The organism is Pedobacter gandavensis (assembly GCF_032677645.1).
GTDB classification, from domain to species: Bacteria; Bacteroidota; Bacteroidia; order Sphingobacteriales; family Sphingobacteriaceae; genus Pedobacter; species Pedobacter gandavensis_A.
Window position 1 is genome coordinate 18,821 of sequence record NZ_JAVTSB010000010.1, and the last position, 26,337, is coordinate 45,157.

General features: G+C 41.8%; 19 protein-coding genes and 1 pseudogene. 6 read left to right on the forward strand and 14 right to left on the reverse strand.

Annotated elements, in window-relative coordinates; genetic code table 11:
- The first annotated feature begins 150 nt into the window (after positions 1 to 150).
- A complete protein-coding gene (locus tag R2Q66_RS16845; RefSeq protein ID WP_316751114.1) occupies positions 151 to 1,380 on the forward strand; it encodes an alpha/beta hydrolase-fold protein in 1,230 nt (409 codons plus the stop codon).
- 80 nt (positions 1,381 to 1,460) lie between these two features.
- Here the strand turns inward: R2Q66_RS16845 and R2Q66_RS16850 are convergent, their stop codons facing one another.
- The 5 genes from R2Q66_RS16850 to R2Q66_RS16870 form a co-directional block, all read right to left on the reverse strand.
- Entirely contained in the window at positions 1,461 to 2,300 is an 840-nt protein-coding gene (locus R2Q66_RS16850) for an endonuclease/exonuclease/phosphatase family protein (RefSeq protein ID WP_316751117.1), read from the reverse strand.
- A 33-nt stretch (positions 2,301 to 2,333) separates the two neighbouring features.
- Entirely contained in the window at positions 2,334 to 4,115 is a 1,782-nt protein-coding gene (locus tag R2Q66_RS16855; RefSeq protein ID WP_316751119.1) for a RagB/SusD family nutrient uptake outer membrane protein, read from the reverse strand.
- A 32-nt stretch (positions 4,116 to 4,147) separates the two neighbouring features.
- Positions 4,148 to 7,648 (reverse strand): TonB-dependent receptor, encoded by a 3,501-nt coding sequence (locus R2Q66_RS16860; RefSeq protein ID WP_316751121.1) that lies wholly within the window; start codon positions 7,646 to 7,648, stop codon positions 4,148 to 4,150.
- A 170-nt stretch (positions 7,649 to 7,818) separates the two neighbouring features.
- Complete coding sequence (locus tag R2Q66_RS16865) at positions 7,819 to 8,787, reverse strand: FecR family protein (RefSeq protein ID WP_316751122.1); 969 nt, start codon at positions 8,785 to 8,787, stop codon at positions 7,819 to 7,821.
- A gap of 68 nt (positions 8,788 to 8,855) precedes the next feature.
- Positions 8,856 to 9,452 carry an RNA polymerase sigma factor gene (locus R2Q66_RS16870; protein WP_316751124.1) on the reverse strand — a complete coding sequence of 199 codons (597 nt, stop codon included), beginning with the start codon at positions 9,450 to 9,452 and terminating at the stop codon, positions 8,856 to 8,858.
- Positions 9,453 to 9,927: 475 nt separating this feature from the next.
- Between R2Q66_RS16870 and R2Q66_RS16875 the strand changes: the two genes are divergently transcribed.
- Entirely contained in the window at positions 9,928 to 10,185 is a 258-nt protein-coding gene (locus tag R2Q66_RS16875) for a hypothetical protein (RefSeq protein ID WP_316751126.1), read from the forward strand.
- A gap of 54 nt (positions 10,186 to 10,239) precedes the next feature.
- On the opposite strand, the gene R2Q66_RS16880 is transcribed toward R2Q66_RS16875, so the two are convergent.
- The 5 genes and pseudogenes from R2Q66_RS16880 to R2Q66_RS16900 form a co-directional block, all read right to left on the reverse strand.
- Positions 10,240 to 11,136 (reverse strand): hypothetical protein, encoded by an 897-nt coding sequence (locus R2Q66_RS16880; protein WP_316751128.1) that lies wholly within the window; start codon positions 11,134 to 11,136, stop codon positions 10,240 to 10,242.
- 22 nt (positions 11,137 to 11,158) lie between these two features.
- Entirely contained in the window at positions 11,159 to 12,544 is a 1,386-nt protein-coding gene (locus R2Q66_RS16885; protein ID WP_316751130.1) for a RagB/SusD family nutrient uptake outer membrane protein, read from the reverse strand.
- 18 nt (positions 12,545 to 12,562) lie between these two features.
- Positions 12,563 to 14,263 (reverse strand): annotated as a pseudogene (locus tag R2Q66_RS16890) (SusC/RagA family TonB-linked outer membrane protein); the annotation flags it as partial.
- Between the two features lie 18 nt (positions 14,264 to 14,281).
- Positions 14,282 to 15,622 carry a TonB-dependent receptor plug domain-containing protein gene (locus R2Q66_RS16895; protein WP_316751131.1) on the reverse strand — a complete coding sequence of 447 codons (1,341 nt, stop codon included), beginning with the start codon at positions 15,620 to 15,622 and terminating at the stop codon, positions 14,282 to 14,284.
- 321 nt (positions 15,623 to 15,943) lie between these two features.
- Positions 15,944 to 17,233: an OmpA family protein gene (locus R2Q66_RS16900; protein WP_316751133.1), complete on the reverse strand. Its 1,290-nt coding sequence runs from the start codon at positions 17,231 to 17,233 to the stop codon at positions 15,944 to 15,946.
- A gap of 333 nt (positions 17,234 to 17,566) precedes the next feature.
- Between R2Q66_RS16900 and R2Q66_RS16905 the strand changes: the two genes are divergently transcribed.
- On the forward strand, positions 17,567 to 18,964 hold the full coding sequence (locus R2Q66_RS16905) for a hypothetical protein (protein WP_316751135.1): 1,398 nt from the start codon (positions 17,567 to 17,569) through the stop codon (positions 18,962 to 18,964).
- Between the two features lie 65 nt (positions 18,965 to 19,029).
- On the opposite strand, the gene R2Q66_RS16910 is transcribed toward R2Q66_RS16905, so the two are convergent.
- Together R2Q66_RS16910 and R2Q66_RS16915 are read right to left on the reverse strand one after the other, a co-directional pair.
- Positions 19,030 to 20,124, reverse strand: coding sequence for a hypothetical protein (locus R2Q66_RS16910; protein WP_316751137.1), 1,095 nt, complete (start codon positions 20,122 to 20,124; stop codon positions 19,030 to 19,032).
- Between the two features lie 94 nt (positions 20,125 to 20,218).
- Entirely contained in the window at positions 20,219 to 20,896 is a 678-nt protein-coding gene (locus R2Q66_RS16915) for an FAD-binding oxidoreductase (RefSeq protein WP_316751139.1), read from the reverse strand.
- A 440-nt stretch (positions 20,897 to 21,336) separates the two neighbouring features.
- Here R2Q66_RS16915 and cobT point away from each other — a divergent pair, with 440 nt between their 5' ends.
- Genes cobT through cobC form a run of 3 tightly spaced genes read left to right on the forward strand, consistent with a single transcriptional unit; the run spans position 21,337 to position 23,699 of the window.
- Complete coding sequence (gene cobT / locus R2Q66_RS16920) at positions 21,337 to 22,341, forward strand: nicotinate-nucleotide--dimethylbenzimidazole phosphoribosyltransferase (RefSeq protein WP_316751141.1); 1,005 nt, start codon at positions 21,337 to 21,339, stop codon at positions 22,339 to 22,341.
- Positions 22,342 to 23,133, forward strand: a complete 792-nt coding sequence (locus R2Q66_RS16925; RefSeq protein WP_316751143.1) for an adenosylcobinamide-GDP ribazoletransferase — start codon at positions 22,342 to 22,344, stop codon at positions 23,131 to 23,133.
- Positions 23,118 to 23,699, forward strand: a complete 582-nt coding sequence (cobC, locus tag R2Q66_RS16930; protein ID WP_316751146.1) for an alpha-ribazole phosphatase — start codon at positions 23,118 to 23,120, stop codon at positions 23,697 to 23,699. The genes R2Q66_RS16925 and cobC overlap by 16 nt, the downstream gene beginning before the upstream one ends.
- A gap of 141 nt (positions 23,700 to 23,840) precedes the next feature.
- On the opposite strand, the gene R2Q66_RS16935 is transcribed toward cobC, so the two are convergent.
- Both R2Q66_RS16935 and R2Q66_RS16940 read right to left on the reverse strand, forming a co-directional pair.
- On the reverse strand, positions 23,841 to 24,464 hold the full coding sequence (locus tag R2Q66_RS16935) for a gluconate 2-dehydrogenase subunit 3 family protein (protein ID WP_316751149.1): 624 nt from the start codon (positions 24,462 to 24,464) through the stop codon (positions 23,841 to 23,843).
- A gap of 23 nt (positions 24,465 to 24,487) precedes the next feature.
- Complete coding sequence (locus tag R2Q66_RS16940; RefSeq protein WP_316751151.1) at positions 24,488 to 26,224, reverse strand: GMC family oxidoreductase; 1,737 nt, start codon at positions 26,222 to 26,224, stop codon at positions 24,488 to 24,490.
- Between the last annotated feature and the right edge of the window lie 113 nt (positions 26,225 to 26,337).

Here is a 26,337-nt window from a genome sequence, read left to right on the forward strand (position 1 = left end):
TATATAGTGGTATGACACGAGTTTAATAGTTTACGTTACAACAGGTAAAAAAAATAGTTTTAACAATAATTATTGACGCTCTCAACATATGTACATGTTTTAAAAAATGCGCGGCAATACCTTTGCCCACAACAATAAAACAAGCATTTCATGAAAATATTTTTAATCACCTTATCCATACTTTGTATCGGATTCCGGGGCTTTTCCCAACAAGTGGACACCTTAAATATCTACAGTTCTTCCATGAAAAAGGAAGTCAAAACCTTGGTGATTCGTCCTTCATCAAGCTCAGAAAAGAAACTGCCAACCGTTTACATTTTACATGGCTACAGCGGTTACCCTAAAAGAACATTAACACAAGACATCCCTTCTTTGTTAGCCCTAAGCGAAACACTGAAAATGATGTTTATTTTACCGGATGGAAATTACGACAGCTGGTATGTCGACAGTGAAAGTCAAAATTCAAAGTATGAAACATTTATTGCCAAAGAGTTGGTTGATTTTGTTCAAAATCAGTATAAATCTGATCCATCAAAAACAGCCATCATGGGCTGGAGTATGGGTGGCCACGGTGCTTTATATATTGGATCCAGACATCAGGATACGTTTAAAGCTATAGGAAGTTTATGTGGCGTGATGGACTTTAGTCCTTTCGGAAAAGAATATGGCGTACCAAAAACACTAGGCGACAACCCTAAAAACTGGTCTAAATACACAGTGATGTCCCAAATAGAAAAACTAAAGACATCCTCCCAAAAAATCTTTATCAGCTGTGGAACCGAAGATCCGTTAATTGCGCAAAACAGAAATTTACACCAGCAACTACTGTTGTTAAACATTCCACACATTTATGAAGAAAGACCGGGTGAGCATAATGCAGCCTACTGGTCTAAAGCAGCAATTACTCAACTAATGGAAATAAATCAATTCTTTAGTACTCCTGAATTATCCTTTACAACTCCCAATCTTATGAACAAGATCATCCATACCAATCCTGAAACACTTTTCGACCCTACACCATTTGCCTTTTCACATGCGACAAGCACTACAACTAAAGGAAATTACGTCTTTATCTCCGGTCAAAGTGGCGGACAGGATTTAAAGCATACGCTTTCCAAAGATTTTAGAACTCAGGTTAAATTCGCTTTGTCAAACTTAGAAACTGTGCTTAAAGCATATCACTTAAAACCTGAAAATGTCCTTAAAATTACCGTATTAATTGTAGATCATAATCCAGAAAAACTTGCCATCTGGACAGCAGAAATGCATAAAATATGGAAGCACAATAAATTTCCGGCCAGCACTTTAATTCCTGTTCCGAAATTAGCGCTGGATGATATGCTGGTAGAAGTGGATGCTATTGCTTTTGTACCGGAATAAGCAACAAATAAAAACAGGCATTCAACTGAGTACAAACTCAATTGAACGCCTGTTAATTTAAATACCAATCGTTTTAAATACTACTTCAACATCACATCTACCAACACTGGAAAATGGTCCGAAGGAAATTTCCCATGGTAAGTATCCGTTAAAATCCCCCACCTGCTGGCGGTAAAACCTTTCGTTACAAAAACATGGTCAATTACCCCAAAACCCTTCACATCAGCACCGAAAGAATTGAAAGAAGAATTATTTCTATAGGGATGTTCTACCTGACTAAAAGTATCCTTTAAGAAGTCTGATGACGCTAATATCTTGTAGCTATCACCATTATGATCTACATTTAAATCACCCGTAAATATTGCAGGAGTATTCCCTGCTATTTCCTTGATTTTAGCCAAAATCAACTTACTACTTTCGACTTTTGCCACCTTACCCTGATGATCAAAATGCGCATTAAAGTAATAGAATTTTTTGCCGGTTCTTAAATCCTGAAGATATAACCAGGTGCAAATCCTGTTGCAGCAAGTGGCATCCCAACCTTTCCCTGGCTGATCAGGATTCTCCGACAACCAGAAATCGCCCTTTTTCAGCAATTTAAACTTATCTTTTCTATAAAATATAGAAGAGTGTTCTCCCCCCTCTTTACCGTCATCACGACCTAAACCATAATGTTCATATTCTGGTAAAGCCTTAGACAGATCATCCAGTTGATTTTTTAACCCTTCCTGAATTCCGAAAACATCATATTGATGGAATCTCAATAAATTAGCGGCTACCGGTGCCCGTTGTTCCCATAAATTCCCAACATCGCCCTTGTTATCATATCGTAAATTAAAAGTCCCAACCACTAGTTTCTGAGCAAATAGCTGACTACAGGCAAGTAAAAGAAGTACTACAGTAATATTAATTTTTTTCATCGTGTTATATATTTTAAAAGATCATTTAATAATTTACCAACCTGGATTTTGTCCCAGTTTAGGGTTCACAATCCTATCGGATTCTGGAATAGGATATAGATAATTTTTAGCTTCAAAGGTTCTCATTACGGTGGTTAACCAGGTGAGTTCGCCGGAAGTATCATTACTTAAGCGCTGAGGATTTACCCCCCCGTTTATTGTTGGGGCTACATTGATATAATTTACACCGGCAACAGGATTAGCAGGCATCACTTTATAAAAACATACATCCAATTTACCATCACCATTTAAATCCATAGGTACATCTAATGCCGGAACATAAAAACCATTCCATACTTTGGTCATTAATTCACCATGTTTCCACCTCACGATATCATCAAACCTAAGGCCTTCCAATGCCAGCTCTATTCCTCTTTCCCTTCTGATTTCTAAGAGTGAAGCGTCAGTCACATCCGGAAAATAATTTTGCTTCATATAAGCATCTACAACGGTCGGTTTAGTGGTTAAACCGCCTTTAATTCCGGCACGCTGTCTTAAAACACCAATTGTTTTTGACCAGTCGGCATCCGTAAAAGTGCCCAATTCAGCTTTTGCCTCTGCATAATTCAGTAAAACTTCGGCATATCTTAAGATACTTATGGAGTTCACATTCAGAGAACCACCATCATATTTTGTATCATCCAGGGTCCATTTTATAGGTTGATAACCAGTATAGGTATAAGAAAAAATCGGCGGTGCAGCTTCTGGTGTACCGCCATTAATACGCTTGTAATCCCCCATTCTGATGGTCTGTTGCAAGCGTTTATCGCGACCTTTCACCTCTTCTACAAAAGGCATCGTCTGGTACCCCGGTTTACTGGTAAATGGCGTACCGTCAATATTCAGGTAAGTATTTACAAAAGTACGTGTAAAGCTTAACCTGCTGCCATAAGTAGCACTAGTCCAATACCAATTGGCGTCATTATAGATAGCCAGGTTGGCATCAGCAACAACAGAAAGCATGATTTCCGAACCTACAGGAGCCGTACTCGTAAACAGCTGGCGGTAAGAAGCATCTTCGCCAGCACTCGTATTCAGTGTAAAACCGGAAGTCTGCATGGTTGCCGCCGCCGCAGTAGCCGCTTCCGTTAGCCATTGATCAGCGGTAGCTGTCAAATTCTTTTCCGGATGATATTTTCTGAAAGTACCTTCGTACAAACAAACTCTTGATTTAAAAGCCAGAGCGACAGATTTTGTGATCAACGTCTTAGAATTATCGCTGGAGCGGCTGATATTGGCAATCGCAAAATCAAGATCTGCCAGCACTGAGTCCATCACTAAAGCTCTTGCAGCTCTGCCATTATACAATGCTGGATCATCTACTTTAAAAGTTTTGTTGATCCAGGGCACATCACCATATCTTTTCACCTTTTGAAAGTAAAAGAAAGCGCGGAAAAATCTGGCTAATCCCTGGTATTGCTTTCTCACCTCCGGACTCACCTTCGGATCCACATTATTCTCTATAAAAAAGTTAATGTTTCTCAGTTTCCTCCAGTCCCAGCCCTTTTCTCCCTGGGAAGTTCTGGAATTATAAGCACCGGCAACCAGAAAATCCGGCGACTGACTTCTTGCTCCATAATCAGACATTTCATCTCCGCGGTGCGTCTCATTTGCACTGGGTAATACGTCATAAAAGGAATTGGCATACAATTCAAGCCCCTTCTCATTGCTAAATACCGAGCTACGGATTGCACTATCTTCAGGTGTCTGATCCAGCTTTTTACATCCTGCCACAAACACAGCAGAAAAAGCGAACCATAAACAGAATCTTTTCATATTATTATCTTTATGTATTTACTAGTTTTTGATTAAAATGTGGCCGTAAAACCGATACTATAGCTCTTTAACTGCGGATAATTATTTCCATTTCCACCACCTTCTGAATTACCGATACTTTCTACATCAATATCTCTGGTGATTTTGTAAAGCGGTGAATAAGTCCACAGGTTTTCTCCGGAAAGCACCAGACGTGCAGCACTTAAACCTACTTTTTTCACCAGATTTACCGGAAGGTTATACCCAACCTGAAGATTTTTAAGACGGATATAAGCTACATTCTGAATATATTTGGATTGCGACTGTAATTCCCCTGAACCATTTTGTGCCACATATCCGCGGTATCTTGGGAAATAAGCATCAGGATTACTTTCCGACCATATTTTGTCCTGCATAGATTTAGGTATCTTATTGTAAGGACGGTTGTATTGTCCCCAGAAAAGACCATTTTCAGACCCGGGATACCAATCCATTTTAGCGACACCCTGGAAGAAACTGCTGAAGAAGAAACTTTTCCACTGCGCGCCTAATGAAATGCCATACGTATATCTTGGTGTCGTATTACCAATCACCTTTTTATCTCCCGGATTAGCTACCGTATTATCGCCGTCATTAATTACACCGTCACCATTTAAATCTTTGAACTTAATATCGCCAGGTAATAATTTACCACTGTTCGATGCTTTAGTTAAGATCTGTTTTGCTGAATTCGCAATGTCTTCCGCTGAAGTAAAGTATCGGTCAGTATCATAACCCCAGATCTCTCCGTAATCCTGTCCGGTATAATAATCTGTTAGTCTTTGCTGTGGATTATTGTACTTGGTGATTTTGGCTTTATAATCTGCCAGTGTTAAACGGATGTCGTAGGTTAAAGGACTTCCAGACACGGCGAACTGATCTCTCCAGGAAATCGTAGCTTCCCAACCTTTAGTTCTTAAATCCGCGTAGTTACCTTTTGGCACATCTGTTCCGAAAACTCCCGGCAACGTCATACCTACGGTAAACATATTTTTAGTATTTCTTACGTAGGCATCTCCACTGAAATTTAAGCGGTTGTTCAGGAATGCCAGGTCAAGGCCAATATTTGTGGTTTGAGAAGTTTCCCAGGTTAAACCATCAGGCAATACTCCCGGCTGACTGGTATACTGTGGTCTTACCCCGTTTAATATTCTACCGGATTGCTCAATTTTAAATTTCTCCTGAAAAGCATAAGAAGCTATACTTCCATTTCCTAAGGAGCCATAAGAAGCCCGGATTTTCACATCCGTGATGACATTCTTATTTACCTTCCAGAAAGGTTCCTGACTCAGTCTCCATCCTGCAGAAAAAGAAGGAAAAAAGTCATAACGCTGGTCGGAAGGGAATTTCGAAGAACCGTCATATCTACCATTTGCTTCAAATAAATAGCGGTCTTTATAGGCATAATTCAGGCGGTAAAACCCACCCAATACGGCCCATTGGTCATGACCACCCGCTGTAATAATAGATTGTCCGAGTGCAAGATTAATGTCTTGTGCATCATCAAAAATCAACCCGTTACGGGAAGCCAGCAAGCGCTTATAAGTGGATTGCTCATAGTTATATCCTGCCAGTACTTTCAGGAAATGGTCTTTGCCGACCTGAGGCTCATATTCCCCATAAATGTTAGTCGCCAGATATTGTGTAGTCCGGTCAATCTGCTGGAAATCGTTTGTATTACTACCCACATATTCTATTACACCTGGTTTTCTGCTGAAAGCCACAGGAACACGTACACGTGTGTCATCGTCTGTAGTTTGCTGAAAAGTTAAATCTCCTTTGATCCTGAACTTATCATTAAAAAATTTACTGCTAAAACCAGTTGTATTTCTGAAGACTTTTTTATTAGAAGTCGTGCCGTTTTTAGCCGTATAATAATCTCCAACAGTATAAGCTGCTGAATGGGTTAATGTACCATCAGGATTAAACATTGGTGCCACATTATGACCTTCATCAGAAAGGTTTCTGAAAATTCCGCCGCCCTCTCCAACGTTAAGTGGTGAATAATACTTAATCGCTGAGTAATCCATATTATTATAGACTTTCAACCAGGGGTATAGTTCGGTAGAACCCTTTGCTCTTACATTATACATCTGATAATCATCAGAATTGTACCTGAAAAGACCAGATTGTTTGAAGGACCTGCCTGAAATGTAGAAATCAGATTTACCGCTTCCGCCGGATATGGATACATTGTGCTCCATAGAGTTGTTATGGTCCTTAAATAACTCTTTATACCAATCTGTATTCCCGTAATAAACGTACTCGCCATTGGCATTAAGTTCTGTTTTCGGCAGGCTCGGATCAGCATCACGACGTTTCAATTCCGCGAGGTATTCAGGAGAGAATTTCACCGTTTTATTGATGTTCTGAGGCGTTTGAGAATAGTCATTCCAGGCAGACCATGCTTCATTAAAACCTTTCGCAAACTCATAACCGTTAGTCACTAAATCCGGGACCGTAGTCGGTGTTTTAACCGCACCTGAAAATGAATAACTAACAGAAGTTTTGTCTTTGTCCGGATTTTTGGTGGTGATTAAAACCACACCAAAAGCAGCCCTTGCACCATAGATCGCCGCGGATGAGGCATCTTTTAGTACGGTCACTGTAGCAACATCATTAGGATTGATCCTGGAAGGATCACCTTCCACACCATCAATTAAAACCAATGCACTACCACCTTGCCCGATAGAGGTTGTCCCTCTGAGGTTATAGGAAGGACTCTGGTTAGGCCGGCCATCACCAATGGATATATTTAAATTAGGAATCACGCCTTGTAAGCCCTGAGAGAGATTCGCTATCGGCCGGTTTTCGAATACTTTTGAAGTAACCTGATCTACAGCACCCGTCAGGTTTTCTCTTTTCTGGGTGCCATATCCTACAACTAACACCTCATTCAAGGTACCCGTTTCGGCTACCAGAGAGATATTGAGTTTAGTCATTTCCCCTGGTTTTACCACCACTTTACTATAGGTAGCACTGGTATAAGAGATAAAGCTGGCCACTAAGGTATAAGTGCCTGGTGCTGCAGTAATGGAATAAGAGCCGTCCGGATTACTCTGAACACCTTTATTCAATTCCATAAGTTTAATACTTGCACCGGGTAAAGGATCGCCTTTTTCATCTACAACTTTACCGCTGATTTTTCCTGGTTCCTGATTTTTCATCAGCGTAATTACACCTGGTACTTCTTCAGAGAAGATCAATGAAGTATTTGCCAGCAAAGAAGCCAGGATATCAGCAATCTTATCATTGGAATAATCGATTTCATCAATTCTGATATTCTTCAACTTTAAATAAGCAGGATCATAGGCGAAATCAACGCCACTTAAGCGCTCGATCTTCTGAACGGCACTGAGTAAGGTCTCGTTTTTAAAAGAAACTTTAATACGTCTGTTTAAAATCTGACCGCTGGTATTTCCTGCCAGCAACACCTGAGAACTGGTGAGGATGAGGATATAGACAATGAGGGTATAACGCATAATCTTCTGCAATAGCAGTAAATGTTTTTTCATTTGTATTTTAATTTTCAAAGCCCTGGAACCAGCATATAAAATGCCCCTTAGAGTTCCTATCTTTGATCATGAACAAAAAATAATTGTTTTGCAACAGGCGGAAGGGCTCAATCTAAAGCTGTTGCGTTGTACAGGCCGGTTCTGCTTCAGAGCCGGCTTTTTTTGTTGGTTTAGTAAATGATTATACCATTTCCGGTCCTCCTGTATTTCTTGTGGTGTATAGAACAGATGATTTTCAAGGTTTCTGAAAGCGTATGTGTCGAACGCATTTGAATATTATATTGATAACGGCCTACATTGGGATCTTCGATAGTTAGAGAAACGCCATAATAAAGTTTGACGATCCTGGCTACTTCTTCAAAACTTCCCTGATTAAGGTCTATGGATGTCACGTACCATTGGTTATTATCCGCCAGGCCAAAATCATCCTGCTTCCAGGTGTTGGTCCGCAGGTTATAGTTTATTTTTTTTCCAGGTACTAACTGAGTCAATACTTTTTGAGGAGTAGCAACTGCTACTTTACCTTCGACCAGGCTCACCTCAATGGCCAGGTCTCCTTTTTGATCTGTATAATGGCTTACTTTAAATTTAGTCCCCAATACTGTGGTGGTCAGCAAGCCGGAATGCACTAAGAAAGGATGCTCCGGATCTTTGGCTACTTCAAAAAAGGCATTTCCTTTTTCCAGAAATACGGTCCTCGAACCTTGCCTGCCAAAATCCCTGGCAATTTTAAACTCACTGGAGGGGTTAAGGTGTATTATTGAGTTGTCTGCTAAGGTGATTTTCTTACTTTCCGTTGCGTTTGTGCGATACACCATATAAACCGGTAAATCCACAATCTGCTCCCCGATCCCCATTGGTTTAAATAATAATCCTACAGCAATCAGCAACACCGCAGCGGCAGCATATGGAAGGGTTTTTCGCCAGTTTGGTAACCTAAGGCCTTTTTGCTCCTGTATTGGCCCGATTGCCACAAACATTTCTGCTTTGATCCGACTAGCATGAGCTTCATCCTGGAAACCTGTAAATTCTTCTGCATCATATGATGCATACCATTTCTCCAGATTCAGCTGTTCCGCTTCGGTTAGTTTATTTTCGCTGAACCGTTTTAGTATTTCCTTAAATTCTTGTGATTCCAATCTATTGCCCTTTTTAGATAAGTAGTTTGGAAAGGCCGGATTTACTTATAGAAATTGTTAAGCGTTTGTTAAGAAATCCTGCACTGGTTAAATTCAATCAGGAAAAAAGCAAGAACTACCCATTCCGGATATTTTGCGCCCAATTTAACACGGATTCGGCGCAGGGCTTCGGAAAGATGATTGGATACTGTCTGTTCTTTTAAATTCAACTTTTGTGCAATTTCTGCCGTGGATAGCTGTGAGGCTTTTAACAGGTAAGCTTCTTTCATTTTGTCGGGAAGCAAGGCGACCTCTCCGGCGATAAGCTTTTCAAGCTCAAAATAACCATCAAGATCATTGATGGAAGTCATTTCTTCAAAACGCTGAATGGTATTTTCCAGCACTTTATCTTTCACTTTTTCTGATCTGAAATAATTGAACACCTGAAATCTGACCGCTCCGTTTAGGTACTGAGCGATATCTTTATGGATCGCAATCGTTTCCCGCCGCTGCCAGATGTTGATGAAAACTGTCTGGACAATATCTTTTGCAGCCTCTTCATCCTTCACTCTTTTATAGGCATGAATGTACAGGCTCCGCCAGAACTTTTCATATAAAGTTGAATATGCAGCCTGATCACCGTTTTGGAGTGCGTTAATTAACGTTGATTCATTTATTACTGTCATTGGCATCCCCCAAAAATAGGGCACCCATATAAAGGAATGATTAAGTTAATGTGAACAACACTTTGCATCCTGACAAACAAAAGCAGATTCTATGAACTTGCTATAATGACACTAAATTTATCAGTCAGATAATCCCAATCTAAGACGGGGATTATTCCGCGTTTACAGGCAATTTAGCCCAACATGGCCCTAGAAGACACCCAGAAAAACCCAACATCAACTCACAAATAAAAAACCTCATCATCACTTATGTCGCCCAGCTACCCAGCCTGGCTTGCTCTAAATTTGTTACACAAATAGTACCCTTAAAATTCCTTCTCCTAAACCCTTTTCGTTATTTTTAGAAAGTAGTTAATTATTTCTATGAAATAAAATAATGACAATTCCCGACACAATTAATAAAAGCGGACAGCGTTTAAAGCTGAAAGAACCTATGGGAAGAATCCTATTCAATGACACATTAAATCATAATTCAATGAAAAAACTGAGGTCAAAAGTAGTAAAAGCACTAAAAAGAGAATTCACCTTCGAATGTACCATTTCAGCAAGAATGAACCAGGTGATCTTAAACGTTAAAAACATAGTTTTTGAAGAACATCTGGGACAGGTGATTCAGCAAACACAGCTGATCATCGATAAATATTTCCCAAAAAGAGAAGAACACCTTTGTTTGGTGGTCAGGGAAATCGGAGGGAACCATCAAAACACCTTTAAAATCTGGAAGTCTATTTAATTCATATTTCATAAAAGCCCTTCAAATCGACGAATCTGAAGGGCTTTTCTATGCCTAAATTTTATTTAGAAATCCATATTCATGGATATACTGCTGTCCTTCTCTGAGTACCCAATTTACAAATGCAGTCACCTCAGGCCGCGTATCCTTATAGATCAGCGTAAAATTCCCTTTTGGTGGCAAAGTGGTAGAAATCGACTCCAAAGAATGGATCAACTGATCCAGATTCGCATAAAAACTTTCTTCTTTCCCAATTACCCCATCCCCGTTTAAATCCGTCGGCACTACAGCAATTCCCGGTTTCGGTTTTCTGGTTTTCAGGTCATACACAATACCCAGGTCATTATAAGCCACGCCCAGGGGATCCTCAGCCACTGTTTTCAATAAAACCTGGTCGTCGGCAATTCGCTTCCCTCCTTCATTCGTTAAATTTTTCAGTTCCTCCCCCAGCACGCTCGAAAAAGTGGCAGAAGTACAGGCCGTCCGACTATACACCTTAAAAGAAACCGGTTGATCGCCAAAAGCCGCGAACTTATCCTTACCGGTACTATTGCTAAAATAAACAGATTCAAAATCTTTGGCCTTAAAACCACTTTTCTGTAGTTTCTCTAAACCCGGATTTTTCTCATTGACGATGGGGACAATGGCAAACCTGCTCACGATGGTATAATTCCCTTTCGCAGGATCTTTTTCTTTTAATGGCGCCGCCGAAGCATTGATATCCGGATTTGCCACACCTTGCTTAACCACAAATTTCACACCCGGGTTTGCTTTGGAAAACTCTGCAGCCCACTTTTCAATCAATGGAAAAAGGAAGCGTGTTCCGGTGATATTGATCGTTCCTTCCAGTTTCAATTGATCACCAGGCCCCTTAGCATACGTATTTAAAGCGCAGAACAAAGCAATCGCAAAAGTTGTTTTTCTTAAATTCAAAGTCATTAGTTTCATCATACAATTTTTAAAAGGTGAATAATTAATTATAGCCTGGATTTTGTTTAAGCGCAGGATCTACCAGTAACTCCTGTTTTGGAATGGGATACAATAATTTATTGACATCGCTGATGCCCAGCACCTTTAGCGCAAGCCCCCTGCGAATCAGGTCGAACCAACGCTGACTCTCATAAGCCAGTTCCAACCTTCTTTCCTGTAAAACTTTAGCAATAACCTCGTTTTTATCGCTCAGCCCATTCAGGTCATCGTCCTTCGCTTTGGCACGTAACCGAATGATCCGGATGTCTTCTACCGCTTCCGGAATCCTGTTCAACTCGGCTTTAGCTTCCGCCCGGATCAGGTATAACTCCGCAATCCGCAAGGCATAAACCTGATTTTCGCCGGTAGAGATTTTGAAATTCATGTTCCCATAAGTGATGATTCCTTTGGGTGGCGTATTGATATCCAGCAATAAAGATTTGCGGTCGCCACCATAAGGCCCCCTGACCAGGGCAATAAATTCATCCGTAGGTAAGAATTCACGGGTGCCTCCGGTTAGGTTACTGGCAAACCAATTCCCAGCCCAGGAGTTTTTATTATTGATCGTATAATCGATTTCGAAAATAGATTCCGTTGTATTTTTAGCATTGAAAAAAGCAGAATAGCTGGGCACTAAACTGAATTTAACGCTTTCTTTGATCACCAGATCCGCGTAATCTAAAGCTTGTTGCCATTGCCCTAAATACAGAAATAACCTTGATTTCAAAGCATAAACGGCATAAATGGAGGCCCGGTTACGGTTTAATACTGCCGGACTAGCGGGCAAAAGATTTTGAGCTGCCTCCAGGTCTTCCCCAACTTGTTTGTACAACTGAGCGGGCGTACTATTGCCGATTCCATCCGCAGAATTAGGATTCCGCGTGCTTGTGGTAATGATCGGGGCATTTCCCCAAAGGCGTACCAGATCGAAATAAGCGAGGGCGCGAATGAAATAGGCCTCCCCAATTGCCGCATTTCGATCTGCTTGCTGGAAAGTCTGGTCATTTACTTTTGGAACAGATTCAATGATGTTATTCGAGCTGTTAATGGTACTGTACAAAGCGCCCCATAAGGCAGAAATCGAAGTATTAGTGGCAAAAACATCATGCACATCGAACTCCCTGTTGGAAGGCGAATTTCCCACCCAACGCAGATTATCATCGGCAAGGTTAACGATATACCGGAAGGTATTTCCCTGGTAACTATTCTGCCCTAGCGCACTGTAAGTCCCGATTAAAGCGGCATCCGCACTCTTTTTATTGACAATACTGTTTTCTTCCGCTACATATAACAACGGCTTAGGATCCAGCAAATCTTTGCAGGAAGCAACCAGCAACAGTAAAGGAATCGCCCATAGCAGGCTATATTTTGAGGTGTATTTAAAGTTCATAATCAACATATTTTATCATTAAAAAGAAAGGTTAAAACCGGCCTGAAAGGTTCTCGGTTGTGAGGCAATGGCCTGATCATAGCCCATCACATTTTGATTGTCGCCCATGGTATTTACCTCAGGATCTACTCCTTTATATTTGGTGATGGTGATCAGATTGGTTGCAGCAACATACAAGCGCACATTGCTGATGTGGAATTTTGCCAGTAAAGCTTTAGGCAGTTTATAACCGATAGCTAGCGTTTTCAACCTTACATAAGAGCCATCTTCCAAAAAACGATCTGAAATGATACTGGCATTATTTCCTTTGGCCGTCATCCGGGGAACCTCCGTAATATCTCCCGGATTTTGCCAGCGTTCTAACTGTTCTTCCAGCTGTGCAAAAACACCATTTCTGGAACCACCATGCCCCATTCTATATCGGGTATTGTTCCAGATTTTGTTCCCGATTGAATAATTAAAGAAAACATTCAAATCGAAATTTCCATAGGTAAATTCATTACCAAATCCGCCAAAGAAATCCGGCCAGGCGTTGCCTATAACCTGAAGATCTGCATCAGAAAGGAGGCCATCGCCATTTACATCTTCAAAAACCACATCGCCATTGGCTGGATTTACACCCAGTTGTTTATGCGCATAAAAAGAATACAGCGGACTGCCCTGCTGCATAATCGTTCTGTTGTCCAGAATCGGGGTATTTAACTTCTCAATTCTGTTTTTATTGGTCGAGATATTGAAACGCGTATTCCAGGTAAATGCTTTATGCGTAATAACCTGTGCATTCAGAGACAGCTCAAATCCTTTATTACTGATTTCTCCGGAGTTGGAAAATATCGAGGCAAAACCCAGTTTCTGAGAAATCGGCTGCTGCAATAAAAGGTTGGTCGTATACTTATTATAGTAATTCAATTCCAGGTTCAGTCGGTTTTTGAGGAAGCCCATGTTCAGACCAACATTAAACTGCGTAGTGGTTTCCCATTTCAGATTTGGATTAGCCAGTTGGAAAGGCAAAATTCCGGAAGTGCTGAGGTAATTATTACCACCGTTCCATAAGCCCAATGCGGCAAAATCAGGGATGCCATTCTGATTTCCGGTAAGACCATAACTGGCATTGAATTTCAGCTCAGAAAACAGGTCCAACTGCTTGATAAAATCTTCCTCACTGGCGCGCCAGGCAACACCTGCTGACGGGAAATATCCCCAACGGTTGTCTTTTCCAAATCTGGAAGAAGCATCAGCGCGGATACTGGCATCAACCATATATTTGCGGTTGTAACCATAGCTCGCCCTGCCGAAAAAAGAAACCAATCCGGCCTGGGATTTACGGGAAGTCCCGGTCTGACTGGCAGAAGAGGCAACCAGTGTAAACTGATCTGTAGGATACCCTATACCGGTAACGCTGGTGGTTTCAAAGGTCTCTTTTTGCAAGGTATTGCCGACTGTCAGGTTAAACTGATGTACATTTTCCCAAACCTTATCATAACTAATCAGCTGCTCATTGATCAGGGTCGCATTCCGGTTTAAAGCAGAAGTACCAATTCCATTGATGGGTGCCTGGCCCAATTGCAACTTAGAATTGAAATAATTATCCGCCTTGCTTTCGTTAAAATCTACGCTCCAGCTGGTTCTGAATTTCAATCCTTCCAGGATTTTATACTCCCCGAAAACATTCGCAGTGATCCGCGTTCCTACATCTGTAAACACCGTTTCTTTGATCGCAGCAACCGGATTTTCGAATTAGGATGGCCGCGCATAACTACCGTCAGGATTGTATAATGGCAAATAAACCGGGGTGTACAAAGCCCCGTTTACCGTACCATTGGGTACATTATTATTGGGTGTCATATTCCGGTTGGTACTCACCAGGTTAACAGATACCCCGATTTTCGTTTTCTCATTAAACTGCTGCCCCAAATTAATTCTAAAACTGGCGCGTTGAAAACGATCTGGTTTTACAATAGCGTCCTGACTATAGTAATTTCCTCCCAGATAATAGGTTGTTTTTTCATTCCCACCGGCTACCGATAAATCCACATTGTCTGTAGGCGCATTTTGAAAAATCAACCCTACCCGATCAATGGTTTCCTGCTCCTCCGGCAAGCCTAATCCACCTGCTGCTTTAGGTCTGAAAGGGCGCTTTTCAAATGCCCCTCCGTCATTAAGCCAGGTTTCATTCTGCAAAATACCCTCCCCTTGTCCGGAGATGGTTGGCCAGAATTTAATGGCCTGCGATACGCCTTTATAATAACCGATATCCACTTTTGGCTTCCGGTTTAATTTTCCGCGTTTGGTACTGATTAACACCACGCCATTGGCCCCTCTGGAACCATATATTGCGGTCGCATTCGCATCTTTAAGGATTTCGATGGATTCAATATCACCGGGATTCAGGTCGGCAATTGGCGAGGTCTGTTGTCCGCCGGTAGAAATACTTTGCAGGGTTCTGTTGTTGAGAAACACGCCATCCACCACGTATAAAGGGTCATTACTGGCGTTAATAGAGGATGAACCCCTTACCCTGATAAATATCCCTGATCCGGGAACCGAGGTATTTGAAGAGACCAATACCCCCGAAGCCTGTCCCTGGAGCATCTGATCTACCCCGGCAACAGGAATATCTTCAATCTGTTTTCCGGAAATCGTGGCCACGGAGCTGGTCAGCGTTTTCCGGTCCTGGGCACCATAACCGACCACCACTAAATCCTGAAGCTGATTGGTTTCCGGTTCCAGTTTTACATTGACCGGGCTACCATCCACCACCAGTGTTTTGGTTTTGTAGCCTATATATTTAATGATTAAGGTATAAGGGAATTTTTGACCCGTCACAAAATTGAAAGCACCAACTCTGTCCGATGTTGCCGTATGTGTGGTTCCTTGAATGAGAATGGAGGCTCCGATTAATTTCTCGCCCGTCAGGGCATCAGAGATCGTACCTTTTAAAGTAGAGTTGATCAGTGGTTTTGTTTCCTGCGCAGTGGCGTTCAGAAAAAAGAATGCGCTTAAAAACAGGTAAAAGGCAAATCCTGGCCATAGTCCATGGCGAGGTAAGGCAGCTTGTGCCCTATCAAAAATTTTCATATTTTTACAATGGGTTTATGACGTAAAAAATCAGGTGCAACGTCCAAATTGAAACCTGGTTTATTTATTAATCCGGAAGGGTGTGCCGAAAGGCCACCCTTTATTTATATCGTATCTTTAACATTTCATAAGCTTTCTTTTTGTTGGTTTGGTTGGTTGATTATTAATTGATGAAGCAAATATATAAATATAGTCTACCTTTTTAGTATACTTTATTTAAAAAATAACAATTCCACAAAAAAGCCGTTAAGAATCTGATCCTAACGGCTTTTCTACCTAAAATTAGCCAGGCATAAAATTAGCCTGATCTGTTAAAACTCTTTATTTTTCTGTTACACGAATATCTATACGTCGGTTTTGTGCCCTACCCTCAGGACTAGCATTGCTGGCAATTGGATGTTCAGAACCATAACCTTCTGCTTCCAGGCGTTTTTTATCGATACCTAGTTTCACCAACTGATCTTTGGCCGTATTGGCACGTTCATTAGATATTTTCTTATTCACTTCTGCATTGCCGGTACTATCGGTATAGCCACCCAATTTCAGGGTCACTACCGGATAAGCCACTAAAATCGCGGCAATATTATTCAATTGCTCTTGCGATTCCGGTTTTAACGTGCTTTTTCCGGGCTCAAAATACAACCTGTCGAAGGTAAACCAGGTAGTTTTATCTACAGGTTTACTTTTATCTTCAATGAATCCGATCAGTTTACTTTCTACGGAATTTTCCGCAATGCTGATTTCTTTTCCATCAGGAAGCTTTTTACTCATCTTCTCGCCAAGATCTTTCACAAAATCTCCGGCCTCATTTAATTTACCCTGGACCACCACTACAGTAGCATCTACTACACCACCCATTTTACCACCTACAGTATCAATACTAGCCGTTACTGAATCTACGGTACTCGTTACAGCCGTTTCATTACAGCCTTTTTTCCCTAACATCCACCACAATGCCACTATAACTACAATCAGGGGAAGCAGCCATTTGATAAATCCACCACCTGTATCTCTATTGGGAACACTCACCGGAGGTATTGGACTTGCCCTATGCGCGGCAACTTTAGGAACATCAGGAATATCTACCTTAGGAAGGTTAATATTACCAATCCCCAATGAGCTGCTTAAACCGGCAGGAAGTGCGGCAGCGATTTCGTTTTTACTTTCAAAAAGTTTTCCTAATAAATCAGAGACACTCCAGCCTTTGGAGGCCATCAGTTTCGAGATCATGCCGGTTACCAGTGGCACAATCATCGCCAGCAAACCAGCAGATTTACCCTCCGGAAGTCCGGTTGCCGAAGCAACGGCATTGGTAACCGAGCCACTGTCATTTCCAAATAAACTGCCCAACATAGATTTCCCCTTATTCAGCAGGCTATCATCGGAACCGTTTAACAAATCTTCGGGAGCAGCTGCAGAACCACTTGCACCAGGTAGGATACTATCCAGGAAGCCTCCTCCGGCTCCGTTTTTGAGGATACCCGCCAGAACTGCAGGGATACCAGCAGAGAAGCCTGTTTTCACCTGATCCTCTGTTACGCCAGCTTTCTGGCTTAAAGAAGAGATTACGTTTCCGCTTACCTCATTCTTTAACATTTCAATTAAATTCATGCTTATAGTTTTATAGGTTAGAAATATTATATCATAAAGCACCTTAAAGAACCAGATACTTTAAATTTTAAAATTCAAACAAATACTATTCACCCTCAATTAATTATCAACCCGGCACCTGAAACTATGCCTGCACTATATAAAAATAAGCACTAATCCCCTAATAACCATACAATACCGTATTTAAATCAAAAAAAACACGATAGAGAATTTAGGCTTACTCCTTCTTTGTGAACATTACAGGAGGCCAAAAAGTTTCCGTATTTTAGTATATAAGCTCCGGGAACACCGAATCATAATCCAGAATCAGTTTCATCATTAAAAATTCCTCCAATGAAAGCAAAAATTAATTCTTTTGAAGAGCTCGTTGCAGCTCTTGATCAGGATAATCCTTTAAATTTAGAGATCCAAACTTCCATCCTATGTCCATATGCAATTGTACTGCCCATTGGGTTTAGCCTGACCGGATTAGACAGCGCAAGATCTATACTCAGTTTCAGTAACAGTGACGGTATCTGTTTAACAGCCAATAATGAAGTCAGTAACCTAAATATTCAAACCACTCCGGGCAACAGGGCTATTTATCTGTTAAGTCACCATGCCGATCTGGGTACTTTTACCCTCAGAAACTTAACCATCACCGGTCAGGTTCAAATATTAACCCGGGCAGGGAGTCTTAAAACCAAACTAATTGCCGACAACATTGACATTGTCAGTTGCGATTCGCGCCGATACTCTGAGCAGCCACAGAAATACGGGGTAAATGTTTACCAGGGAGCCTTTACCGTTTACAATTACAACAGTAATCCGGATAGCGTGATCCAGGCCAGATTAACCAATATTTCTTTAGGCAGAAAGGGTGCCCCCGTCATTGGAACCGGCCTGTTTATTGGTGGTTTTGGCGATAATGGTGGCTGGGTTCTGGCAGATGAATTGAGCACCGGCGACATCTATACCAACGGAATGATTCCATACGGACAGCCAAATCTCATTACCGCAGCAGTGTTTATCTTAAATGGTGCTAAGGTTAAAAAGCTAAATAATAAAGGCAGCGTAACGACCTATGGGGTCAATGATATGGTACTCGATGCCTGGGGACAAGTGGACCGCTGGATCGCAGAAAAACCAATTACTTCTTATGGCCCCAGTGGCATTGGCTTTGTCAACTTCGGAGTGGTCGATTATTTCGAATCAAAAGATAAAATAGAGACTTTTGGTCTGGGTGCCAGAGGATTTAACCAATACGACGGCACGATAAACCAGGCGGTTTTTGAATCGATTGAAACCCATGGCAACGGTTCTATTGGCATCCAGGTGAGTAAACCTGTAGGTAGCATCAGCATCAAAAAAGACCTCATTACCCATGGTGCAATTGGCCAGACCCTGGTGAAAGGGGTATTGGTCTCCCTACCCGCAGACGGGTTTAGCATCAAGCCTGGTGGAGAAGTTAAGCAATTAAGCATTGCCGGAAACATCATTACGCATGGTAGCGGCGTCCATTCTTTTAATGTAGAAGGTGGCACAGTTAAAGCATTGTCGGTAAAAGGAGAAATCATCGCTGAAGGCAGGAATTCTGTGGCCGTCTCTGTCACGCAAAACGGAACCAGTTCCTTGCATAAGGTCAGCGCCATCTCTAAACTAGGAATCGCTGTTTTGATCAAAAAAGGGATCGTTACAGATCGTACAGACCTCAAAGCCAGGGGAGATAAAGGCGATATCGTGGAAGGATAAACTAAAACAGCCGGCAATGCCGGCTGTTTTAACGTATTCATAATCAAGCTACAAATAGCCTTCATTTAGTAATCGTATTTTGTTGGATTATGTCTGTCTCCGTTCGGTTTTTTTCCTTCACGCAGGTAATCTCCGGTCATGTCGATATAGGTATTGTACGTATTCAACATTCTATAATCCCAATAAGGATACTCGCGATCTGTCAGCATTTTATTAACCAAAGGTCTCATGGCCAGGTGGAAAGCTTTATTATTGGAAGCATAGGTCATATTACTGCTATGGCTGAAACCAAGCGCATGTCCTAGCTCATGAATCAACACTTCTTCAGAACCTTTATTGTAATGACGCATCATCACATATTCGGCAACAGCCACCAGATTGCCACCACCTAAACCACTCACATTACTCACCAAACCGGTTTCGATATTTGCTCTGGTCAGGATATCACGATAAACGGCTTCTTTCCGCTCTTTAGTCAGCGGCGTTCCATCATTAGCTGTTAGCCCTTCATAAGCCATAAAACCGATCTGAGTAGATTCTTGTGAAAACAAATAAGCTAAATTGGTAAACATCACCAGACTTTCTCTGGCATGCAAAGGGTTCATGCGGTACCAGTTACCAGCATCTACCTGCGATTTCCTGAAATTCAGCTTCCATGGAATTTTCATCGCATTTAGCCTTTTGTAGAAAGGATCATCTACCACTACAGAAAATCCGGCTTTGGAAAGGTCAGGCTGTTTAGCAAGGGTAATGAGTTTACCACTTTCGGTGTACAGCTGCTCTTCCTGAGTTACAATCGTTAAAGGCAGCTTGAAGGTAACCAATGGGGTAATCGAGTCGATTTTTAACAGGGCAACTCTTTCTTCGGCGCCAGCAAGTTTCACAAAAATATGGACATTTTTGATGGTTTTCAGCGTAAAATTAATCAGCTTTACCTCCTGAGTACCGCTCAGTTCAATTTTAAGTGGATCGCGCAAAACGATGCTTCGAGTCACCATTACAGCTGTTGGCTCCGTATCGGCCAGTAATTTTTCTACTCCGTTAAGGTCTTTAAAGTTTACAGTTTTTGTGGAAACGACCGTTTCAATGGGTTCTTTATCAGCCTTTTTACAAGAGAAAAACAGCAAAATAAAAGAACAGATCAGTAATGAATTTTTCATAATAGGGATTAAATATTATTTGCCCCAATGATAGCCAATAAATTCATTTTATGTCATACTTATTATCAATAAACCCCGTTTAAACGGTTATATACTAGGCTTCCAGTACAATATAGGCTTTATCGATCTTTAAAGTCTGTAGTAAAGTTAACATGGTTAAGGTAAAAGATTCCGGCCCGCAGACATAGTAATAAGCGCCTGGATTGTTCGCATAGTTGCTTAACAATTTAAGGCCGATTTCCCGCCCTACAGCACCCGGTTTTACCGGTGATTTCAAAACGTCAACATATTGTCCGGCCAGCATATATTTTAACTCCGCAGGGAGGATGACATCTTCTTCACTATGGTTCGCGAATAACAAGGTATTCCCTGTGAGGGCGTGGTCTAGTTTCAGCTGACGAAGGATCGCGATAAATGGAGTAATCCCTGCTCCGCCTGCCAGAAATACACCCGGTCCTTTATATTGAATCGTTCCGAAAACATCATGAATGATCAATTCATCGCCTGTGGTTAAGGTCGATAATTTTTCAGTGACGCCTCCATGATCTTTATAAATTTTAATGATGAACTCCAGATATCCATTATCATTGGTCCCCGTAAAAGTAAAAGGTCTCAGTTCTTCGGTTAAACCAGGCTGATTAATGGACACATCTGTAGCCTGACCGGGAACAAAAGTGTAGCCGGCAGGTTTTTCGAGTATAAAGCGTTTTACATTTCGCGCTACCTGCTCAACATTTAATATTTTAACAATATGTCCCACGAACTTAGCCATTAGCAATTTTTGATCCACAAAACCAAACCCATACCCATGCAACAGGCTCCATAGCCACTGTCCTTATAACTACATTAAGATACTTAAGGGCAACAACAAGCAATAAAACAATCATTACCAAATAGATACAAACCACACACCCACCATTTGACAGGGAAGCAGAGGAGTTATGACTGAAGTGTTCATCTACCTCAGTCAACAATAACTCGTAAAAAAAGAGTTACACTGGTTTTTCACCTGATTTTCTATGCTTTTGCCTTCTCGCGGGCTACGCTATATAAGACACCAGACCATCGGTTCTACGTAAATAGGACATGCTCTTGGGCAGGAAGTGAGTCTTATGATGAAACAACCCTAAAATATTGTTAATTTCAGCCTTTATTGGTCGTACCCACAAGGATATGGCCAATATTTATTTCAAACCAAGGCGATATCAGCATATGAAGGAAGAACTTCAACAGAAAATAGATTTAAAGACTAAACCTCAGGGCGCATTAGGCAAATTAGAACAGCTTGCCCGACAAATCGGAACCGTACAAAATACGCTGAGTCCGGAATTAACCAAACCTGCAATTGTGGTTTTCGCGGGGGATCATGGCATTGCCAAATCTGGTGTGAGTGCCTACCCACAAGAGGTTACCTACCAAATGGTGCTGAATTTCCTGAATGAAGGTGCGGCAATCAATGTATTTTGCAGGCAACACCAGATCAATCTGCTGATCGCAGATACCGGCGTAAACTTCAATTTTAAAGCACACGAAAAACTGATCCGCGCAAAAGTGGAAAAAGGTACCAGAAATTTCCTGGAAGAACCAGCGATGAACATTCATGAGCTGGAAAACTGTCTGACCCAATCGGAGAAGATTGTGAACGATCTGCATGCAGGCGGTTGTAACATCATCGGTTTTGGAGAAATGGGTATTGGCAATACTTCCGCAGCAACCATGATCATGAGTAACCTTTGCGGATTACCGATTGAAAGCTGCGTAGGCAGAGGCACCGCCTTAAACGACGAACAATTTGCCCATAAAATCAGCATCCTGAAACAATGTGAATTGCGTCATGGCCGCTCCAAAGACCCTGTAGCTGTATTACAGACTTATGGCGGATTCGAAATTGCCCACATCAGCGGTGCAATGCTGGCTGCTTATGAAAACAACATGCTGATTATGGTGGATGGATTTATTGCCACGGCAGCCTATCTTGCGGCCCTGATGATCAACCCATTGTTACAAAACAACGCGATATTCTGCCATTTATCCGACGAAACCGGTCACCGTCAATTGTTGAAATACTTAGGAGCAGAGCCGATATTAAACTTAAACATGCGACTTGGTGAAGGAACGGGATGTGCGGTAGCCTACCCCATCATCCAAAGTGCTGTAGCCTTTTTAAATGAAATGGCCAGTTTCGAAAACGCCGGTGTTTCCACAAAAGAGGTTTAAATGAAAAACGAGATACGTATATTTTTTACGGCAATGATGTTTTATACGCAATTGCCTTGTCCGAAATGGGTAGATCATAATCCGGAACACCTCAATAAATCTACCCGGTATTTTCCTTTGATCGGCTGGTTGGTTGGCGGACTTTCCTTTCTGGCATACTGGATCAGCAACTTCCTGTTTGGCGCAGATATCGCGGTAATTTTATCGCTTGCAGCAGGTGTTTACATCACGGGATCCTTCCATGAAGATGGATTTGCGGACGTATTTGATGGCTTTGGAGGTGGCTGGACGAAGTCCAGAATCCTGGATATCATGAAAGACAGTCGCCTGGGAACCTATGGCGTAGTGGCGCTAATCTTTTTGTTTGGGCTCAAATACCTGGCTCTACATCAACTAGTGTTGTTAAACTTACCAACCGCCCCTCCTTATATTTTGCTGTTATTTTTCGTTACTTACCATGCACTGGCACGGCTAACCGCCATACAGATCACTTTTACGTCGAAATATTCCCGGGAGGATGAAAGCAGTAAATCCAAACCTATTGCCAAAGCTTACTCCTATAAAGAAGTCATTGGGGCCTATGTTTTTGGCCTGGCTCCGCTTTTAGTATTGGTGACTCTTTATTGGCAAGCCATCTTTGTTTTACTGCCTTTGTTCTTGCTTTATGTGATCAGTCAGCGGTATTTTAACAAATGGTTGGATGGCTATACCGGCGATTGCCTGGGTGCCGTAGAGCAATTTGCAGAAGTCATTACCCTGTTAACATTTCTCGTGATATGGAAGTTTTTGTAATCCGACATACCGCTGTAGCGGTCGAAAAAGGAATCTGTTACGGACAGTTTGATGTGCCCTTAGCAGCAAGCGCAATAGCAGACATTCAGAAAGTCATCGCTAAATTACCAACGGATTTTGACCAGGTTTACAGCAGTCCTTCCAGTCGTTGTACCCTCCTTGCCGAAGAAATTCATCAGAAGGCCGCATTAGAAATCCAGCCGGATCTCATGGAAATGAACTTTGGCGACTGGGAGTATCAGCAATGGAACAACATAGATCAGGAAAAGCTGGGCATCTGGATGAACGACTTCGTGAGCATAAAAACCCCTTCCGGAGAAAGTCTGGAAATGCTTCATGAAAGAGTAAAAGCCTTTATTACCCTGCTCAGAACCAAAGATCTGAACAGGGTGGCCATAGTAGCCCATGCCGGTGTAATCCGCTGCATCTGGGCAATCATTTTAGAGATTCCATTACACCAAATCTTCAAAATCTCTGTGGATTATGGCTCCGGAATCATTATTAACCTACAAAAAGACAAAGCATTTGATCAGATAAAACACTTTTCCTCCGATTCGGCTTCCTGATCATCTATCATTTCGACGTTGACTTAAAGATTCCTTTGCACACCTTAAAAATAAAATTAATCATTTTATAATCAGCAGTATAAATAAAAAAAGCAGCAGTAATTAAACTGCTGCTTTAGATTTCATAAAAAACGTTACCGATTAAGAGTTACTTTCAAAACCGTATTGTTTCCAGATCTCAGTGGGTACACCTTCCCATTTATTAGGAACGTTACCTACGTAACCGATATCTTTTACGCCCATTTCTGTAGTATAGAATCCGGAAGCCGTTAAACTTCTCATCAGGTTAAAAAAGGCAACGCCTTGTTCCATACCTGGTTTTGCTTTTTTAGGATAGGCAATCTGGTCTACCATTTCAATTTTCTGCTCCTGAGGAAGGTCTTTAAATGGCTTCTCCCAACGATTCAGGCATTGCATATCCAACCATCTTAATCCGCCCCTCATTGGCGTTTTATGGGCTGGCATATCTTTCACGATAAACTCAATAAACTCCGGCACTTTGGCCTCGGTTGCACTTCCTGATTTATCATCTTTAGGGATGATGATGTCAGAAAGAACGGCAATAGTTGCCATTTCATGCGGAGAAAAGAACGTTTCCTCCATCAGCGTTTTATCTCTTAATACTTCCCATTCTTCTCTTCCCGGATGCTCCCCAGCCTCAGCAGTTGCGGCAACTTTAGGTTCACCTTGTTTACAGGCATCAAATAATATGGCGGAACTTACAGCGGTTAGTCCTAAAACCTTTAACGAATCACGTCTGTTCATAATTTCTCTTTGCTTTAAACAGATTAAATATTTTGTTTTTTCTTTTGATCCAGGATGTATTCCGCAGTTCTCATAGAAAGCGCAAGAATGGTCCAGGTTGCATTTTTATCTCCTTGCTGAACGAAAGGCGCTGCATCTACCACAAATAAGTTTTTACACTCATGTGCCTGACACCATTTATTCAAGGCTGATTTCTTAGGATCATCGCCCATTCTGATCGTACCCACTTCATGGATGATCTTTCCCGGAGCCTCTAAACCGTAATTCGTTTCCGGACCAGGGATATCAGAAGTAATGATGGCCCCCATCGCATGCATCATCGACTGGAAAGTCTCCTGCATGTGTTTCGCCTGTTTCACTTCTTCATCTGCCCATTGGTAATTGAACTTCAATACCGGGATACCGTATTTATCGACCACTTTAGGATCTATCTCGCAATAATTTGTTTCTCTGGCGATGGCAGTTCCTCTACCGGCCATACCTACCGAAGCACCGTAGAAACGTCTGTAATCGTCTTTCAACGATGCACCGTAACCACCTGCTTCTTTCATTTTACCGTCTCTACCCGGGACCATACCGTTTAATTTGGCAGTACCACCACCAAATCCATAAGCTGGCATACCCATACCACCCCAATATTCAATATGGTAACCACGAGGGAAATCCAGTTTTTTATTATCTAACCACCAAGGTGAATAAATGTGCACACTACCTACACCGTCTTCATTGTAACGCTTACGGTCCATCAGTTGAGGCAAAAATCCACTTAAGCTGGCACCGGTAGAATCATGCAGATATTTACCTACAATACCGCTTCCATTAGCCAATCCACCAGGGTGAGCCGCAGATTTAGAGTTTAGCAAAATACGCGCAGACTCACAGGCACTGGCACCAAGGATCACTGTTTTAGCCGATACCTGATATTCAAAACCGTCTTTCTTATTCACATAAGAAACGCCGGTAGCCAATCCGTTTTTATCTACCAAAACTTCTCTAACCATCGCATCAGTGATCACCGTTAAGTTTCCGGTTTTCACCGCTGGGATCACTAAACAAGAAGAAGAAGAGAAATCGCCATACACTTTACAGCTACGTCCGCATTGTCCGCAGTAGAAACAAGGTGCACGGTCTTTGTTATCCTTTAAAGGTTCTGTTAACACGGAGCCCCTACCAGGAATCACCGTTACGCCGGTTTTTTCTCCTGCTTTCTTAATGAACAACTCATTTAGCCTTGGTTTTGGTGGCGCCATGAAGATTCCATCAGGCTCATTTTCGATTCCTTCTACAGATCCATAGATCCCCAAAAGGCGGTCAATTCTATCATAAAAAGGTTTTAGCTCTTCATACGTAATAGGCCAGTCATCCGTTAGTCCATCCTTACATTTAAAATCTAATGGACCCATTCTTAAGGAAATTCTTCCCCAGTGGTTGGTTCTTCCACCTAACATTCTTGACCTGAACCAGGCAAATTCACTTCCTGATGCTTGTGTATAAGGCTCGCCATCTAATTCCCAACCGCCATAAGAGGCGTCAAAATCGCCAAAAGGTCTCGTGGTTCCTGCGCCGCGTCTTGGGGATTCCCAAGGCCATTTTAACTGTTGTGCGTCGATTCTTGGGTCGAAATAAGCACCAGCTTCTAGCATCAGTACTTTTTGACCGGCATGAGCCAACACGTAGCCGGCCATACCTCCGCCTGCACCAGACCCTACGATAACAACATCGTAGACGGTAGACGATTTTTTGATTTGAAATTCACTCATATATTTGGTTGAATGGTTGATGATCTAATATTATAAAAATATCCTAAATATGCAAATAGCTGAATCAAGAATGAATCTTAATAAGCAGGATCATCAATATGTAAACAAAAAAA

Coding starts and splice junctions, on each gene's coding strand:
- R2Q66_RS16845 (WP_316751114.1), top strand. CDS start 151: ATGAAAATATTTTTAATCACCTTATCCATACTTTGTATCGGATTCCGG.
- R2Q66_RS16850 (WP_316751117.1), bottom strand. CDS start 2,300: ATGAAAAAAATTAATATTACTGTAGTACTTCTTTTACTTGCCTGTAGT.
- R2Q66_RS16855 (WP_316751119.1), bottom strand. CDS start 4,115: ATGAAAAGATTCTGTTTATGGTTCGCTTTTTCTGCTGTGTTTGTGGCA.
- R2Q66_RS16860 (WP_316751121.1), bottom strand. CDS start 7,648: ATGAAAAAACATTTACTGCTATTGCAGAAGATTATGCGTTATACCCTC.
- R2Q66_RS16870 (WP_316751124.1), bottom strand. CDS start 9,452: ATGACAGTAATAAATGAATCAACGTTAATTAACGCACTCCAAAACGGT.
- R2Q66_RS16875 (WP_316751126.1), top strand. CDS start 9,928: ATGAAAAAACTGAGGTCAAAAGTAGTAAAAGCACTAAAAAGAGAATTC.
- R2Q66_RS16880 (WP_316751128.1), bottom strand. CDS start 11,136: ATGATGAAACTAATGACTTTGAATTTAAGAAAAACAACTTTTGCGATT.
- R2Q66_RS16885 (WP_316751130.1), bottom strand. CDS start 12,544: ATGAACTTTAAATACACCTCAAAATATAGCCTGCTATGGGCGATTCCT.
- R2Q66_RS16895 (WP_316751131.1), bottom strand. CDS start 15,622: ATGAAAATTTTTGATAGGGCACAAGCTGCCTTACCTCGCCATGGACTA.
- R2Q66_RS16900 (WP_316751133.1), bottom strand. CDS start 17,233: ATGAATTTAATTGAAATGTTAAAGAATGAGGTAAGCGGAAACGTAATC.
- R2Q66_RS16905 (WP_316751135.1), top strand. CDS start 17,567: ATGAAAGCAAAAATTAATTCTTTTGAAGAGCTCGTTGCAGCTCTTGAT.
- R2Q66_RS16910 (WP_316751137.1), bottom strand. CDS start 20,124: ATGAAAAATTCATTACTGATCTGTTCTTTTATTTTGCTGTTTTTCTCT.
- R2Q66_RS16915 (WP_316751139.1), bottom strand. CDS start 20,896: ATGGCTAAGTTCGTGGGACATATTGTTAAAATATTAAATGTTGAGCAG.
- cobT (WP_316751141.1), top strand. CDS start 21,337: ATGAAGGAAGAACTTCAACAGAAAATAGATTTAAAGACTAAACCTCAG.
- R2Q66_RS16925 (WP_316751143.1), top strand. CDS start 22,342: ATGAAAAACGAGATACGTATATTTTTTACGGCAATGATGTTTTATACG.
- cobC (WP_316751146.1), top strand. CDS start 23,118: ATGGAAGTTTTTGTAATCCGACATACCGCTGTAGCGGTCGAAAAAGGA.
- R2Q66_RS16935 (WP_316751149.1), bottom strand. CDS start 24,464: ATGAACAGACGTGATTCGTTAAAGGTTTTAGGACTAACCGCTGTAAGT.
- R2Q66_RS16940 (WP_316751151.1), bottom strand. CDS start 26,224: ATGAGTGAATTTCAAATCAAAAAATCGTCTACCGTCTACGATGTTGTT.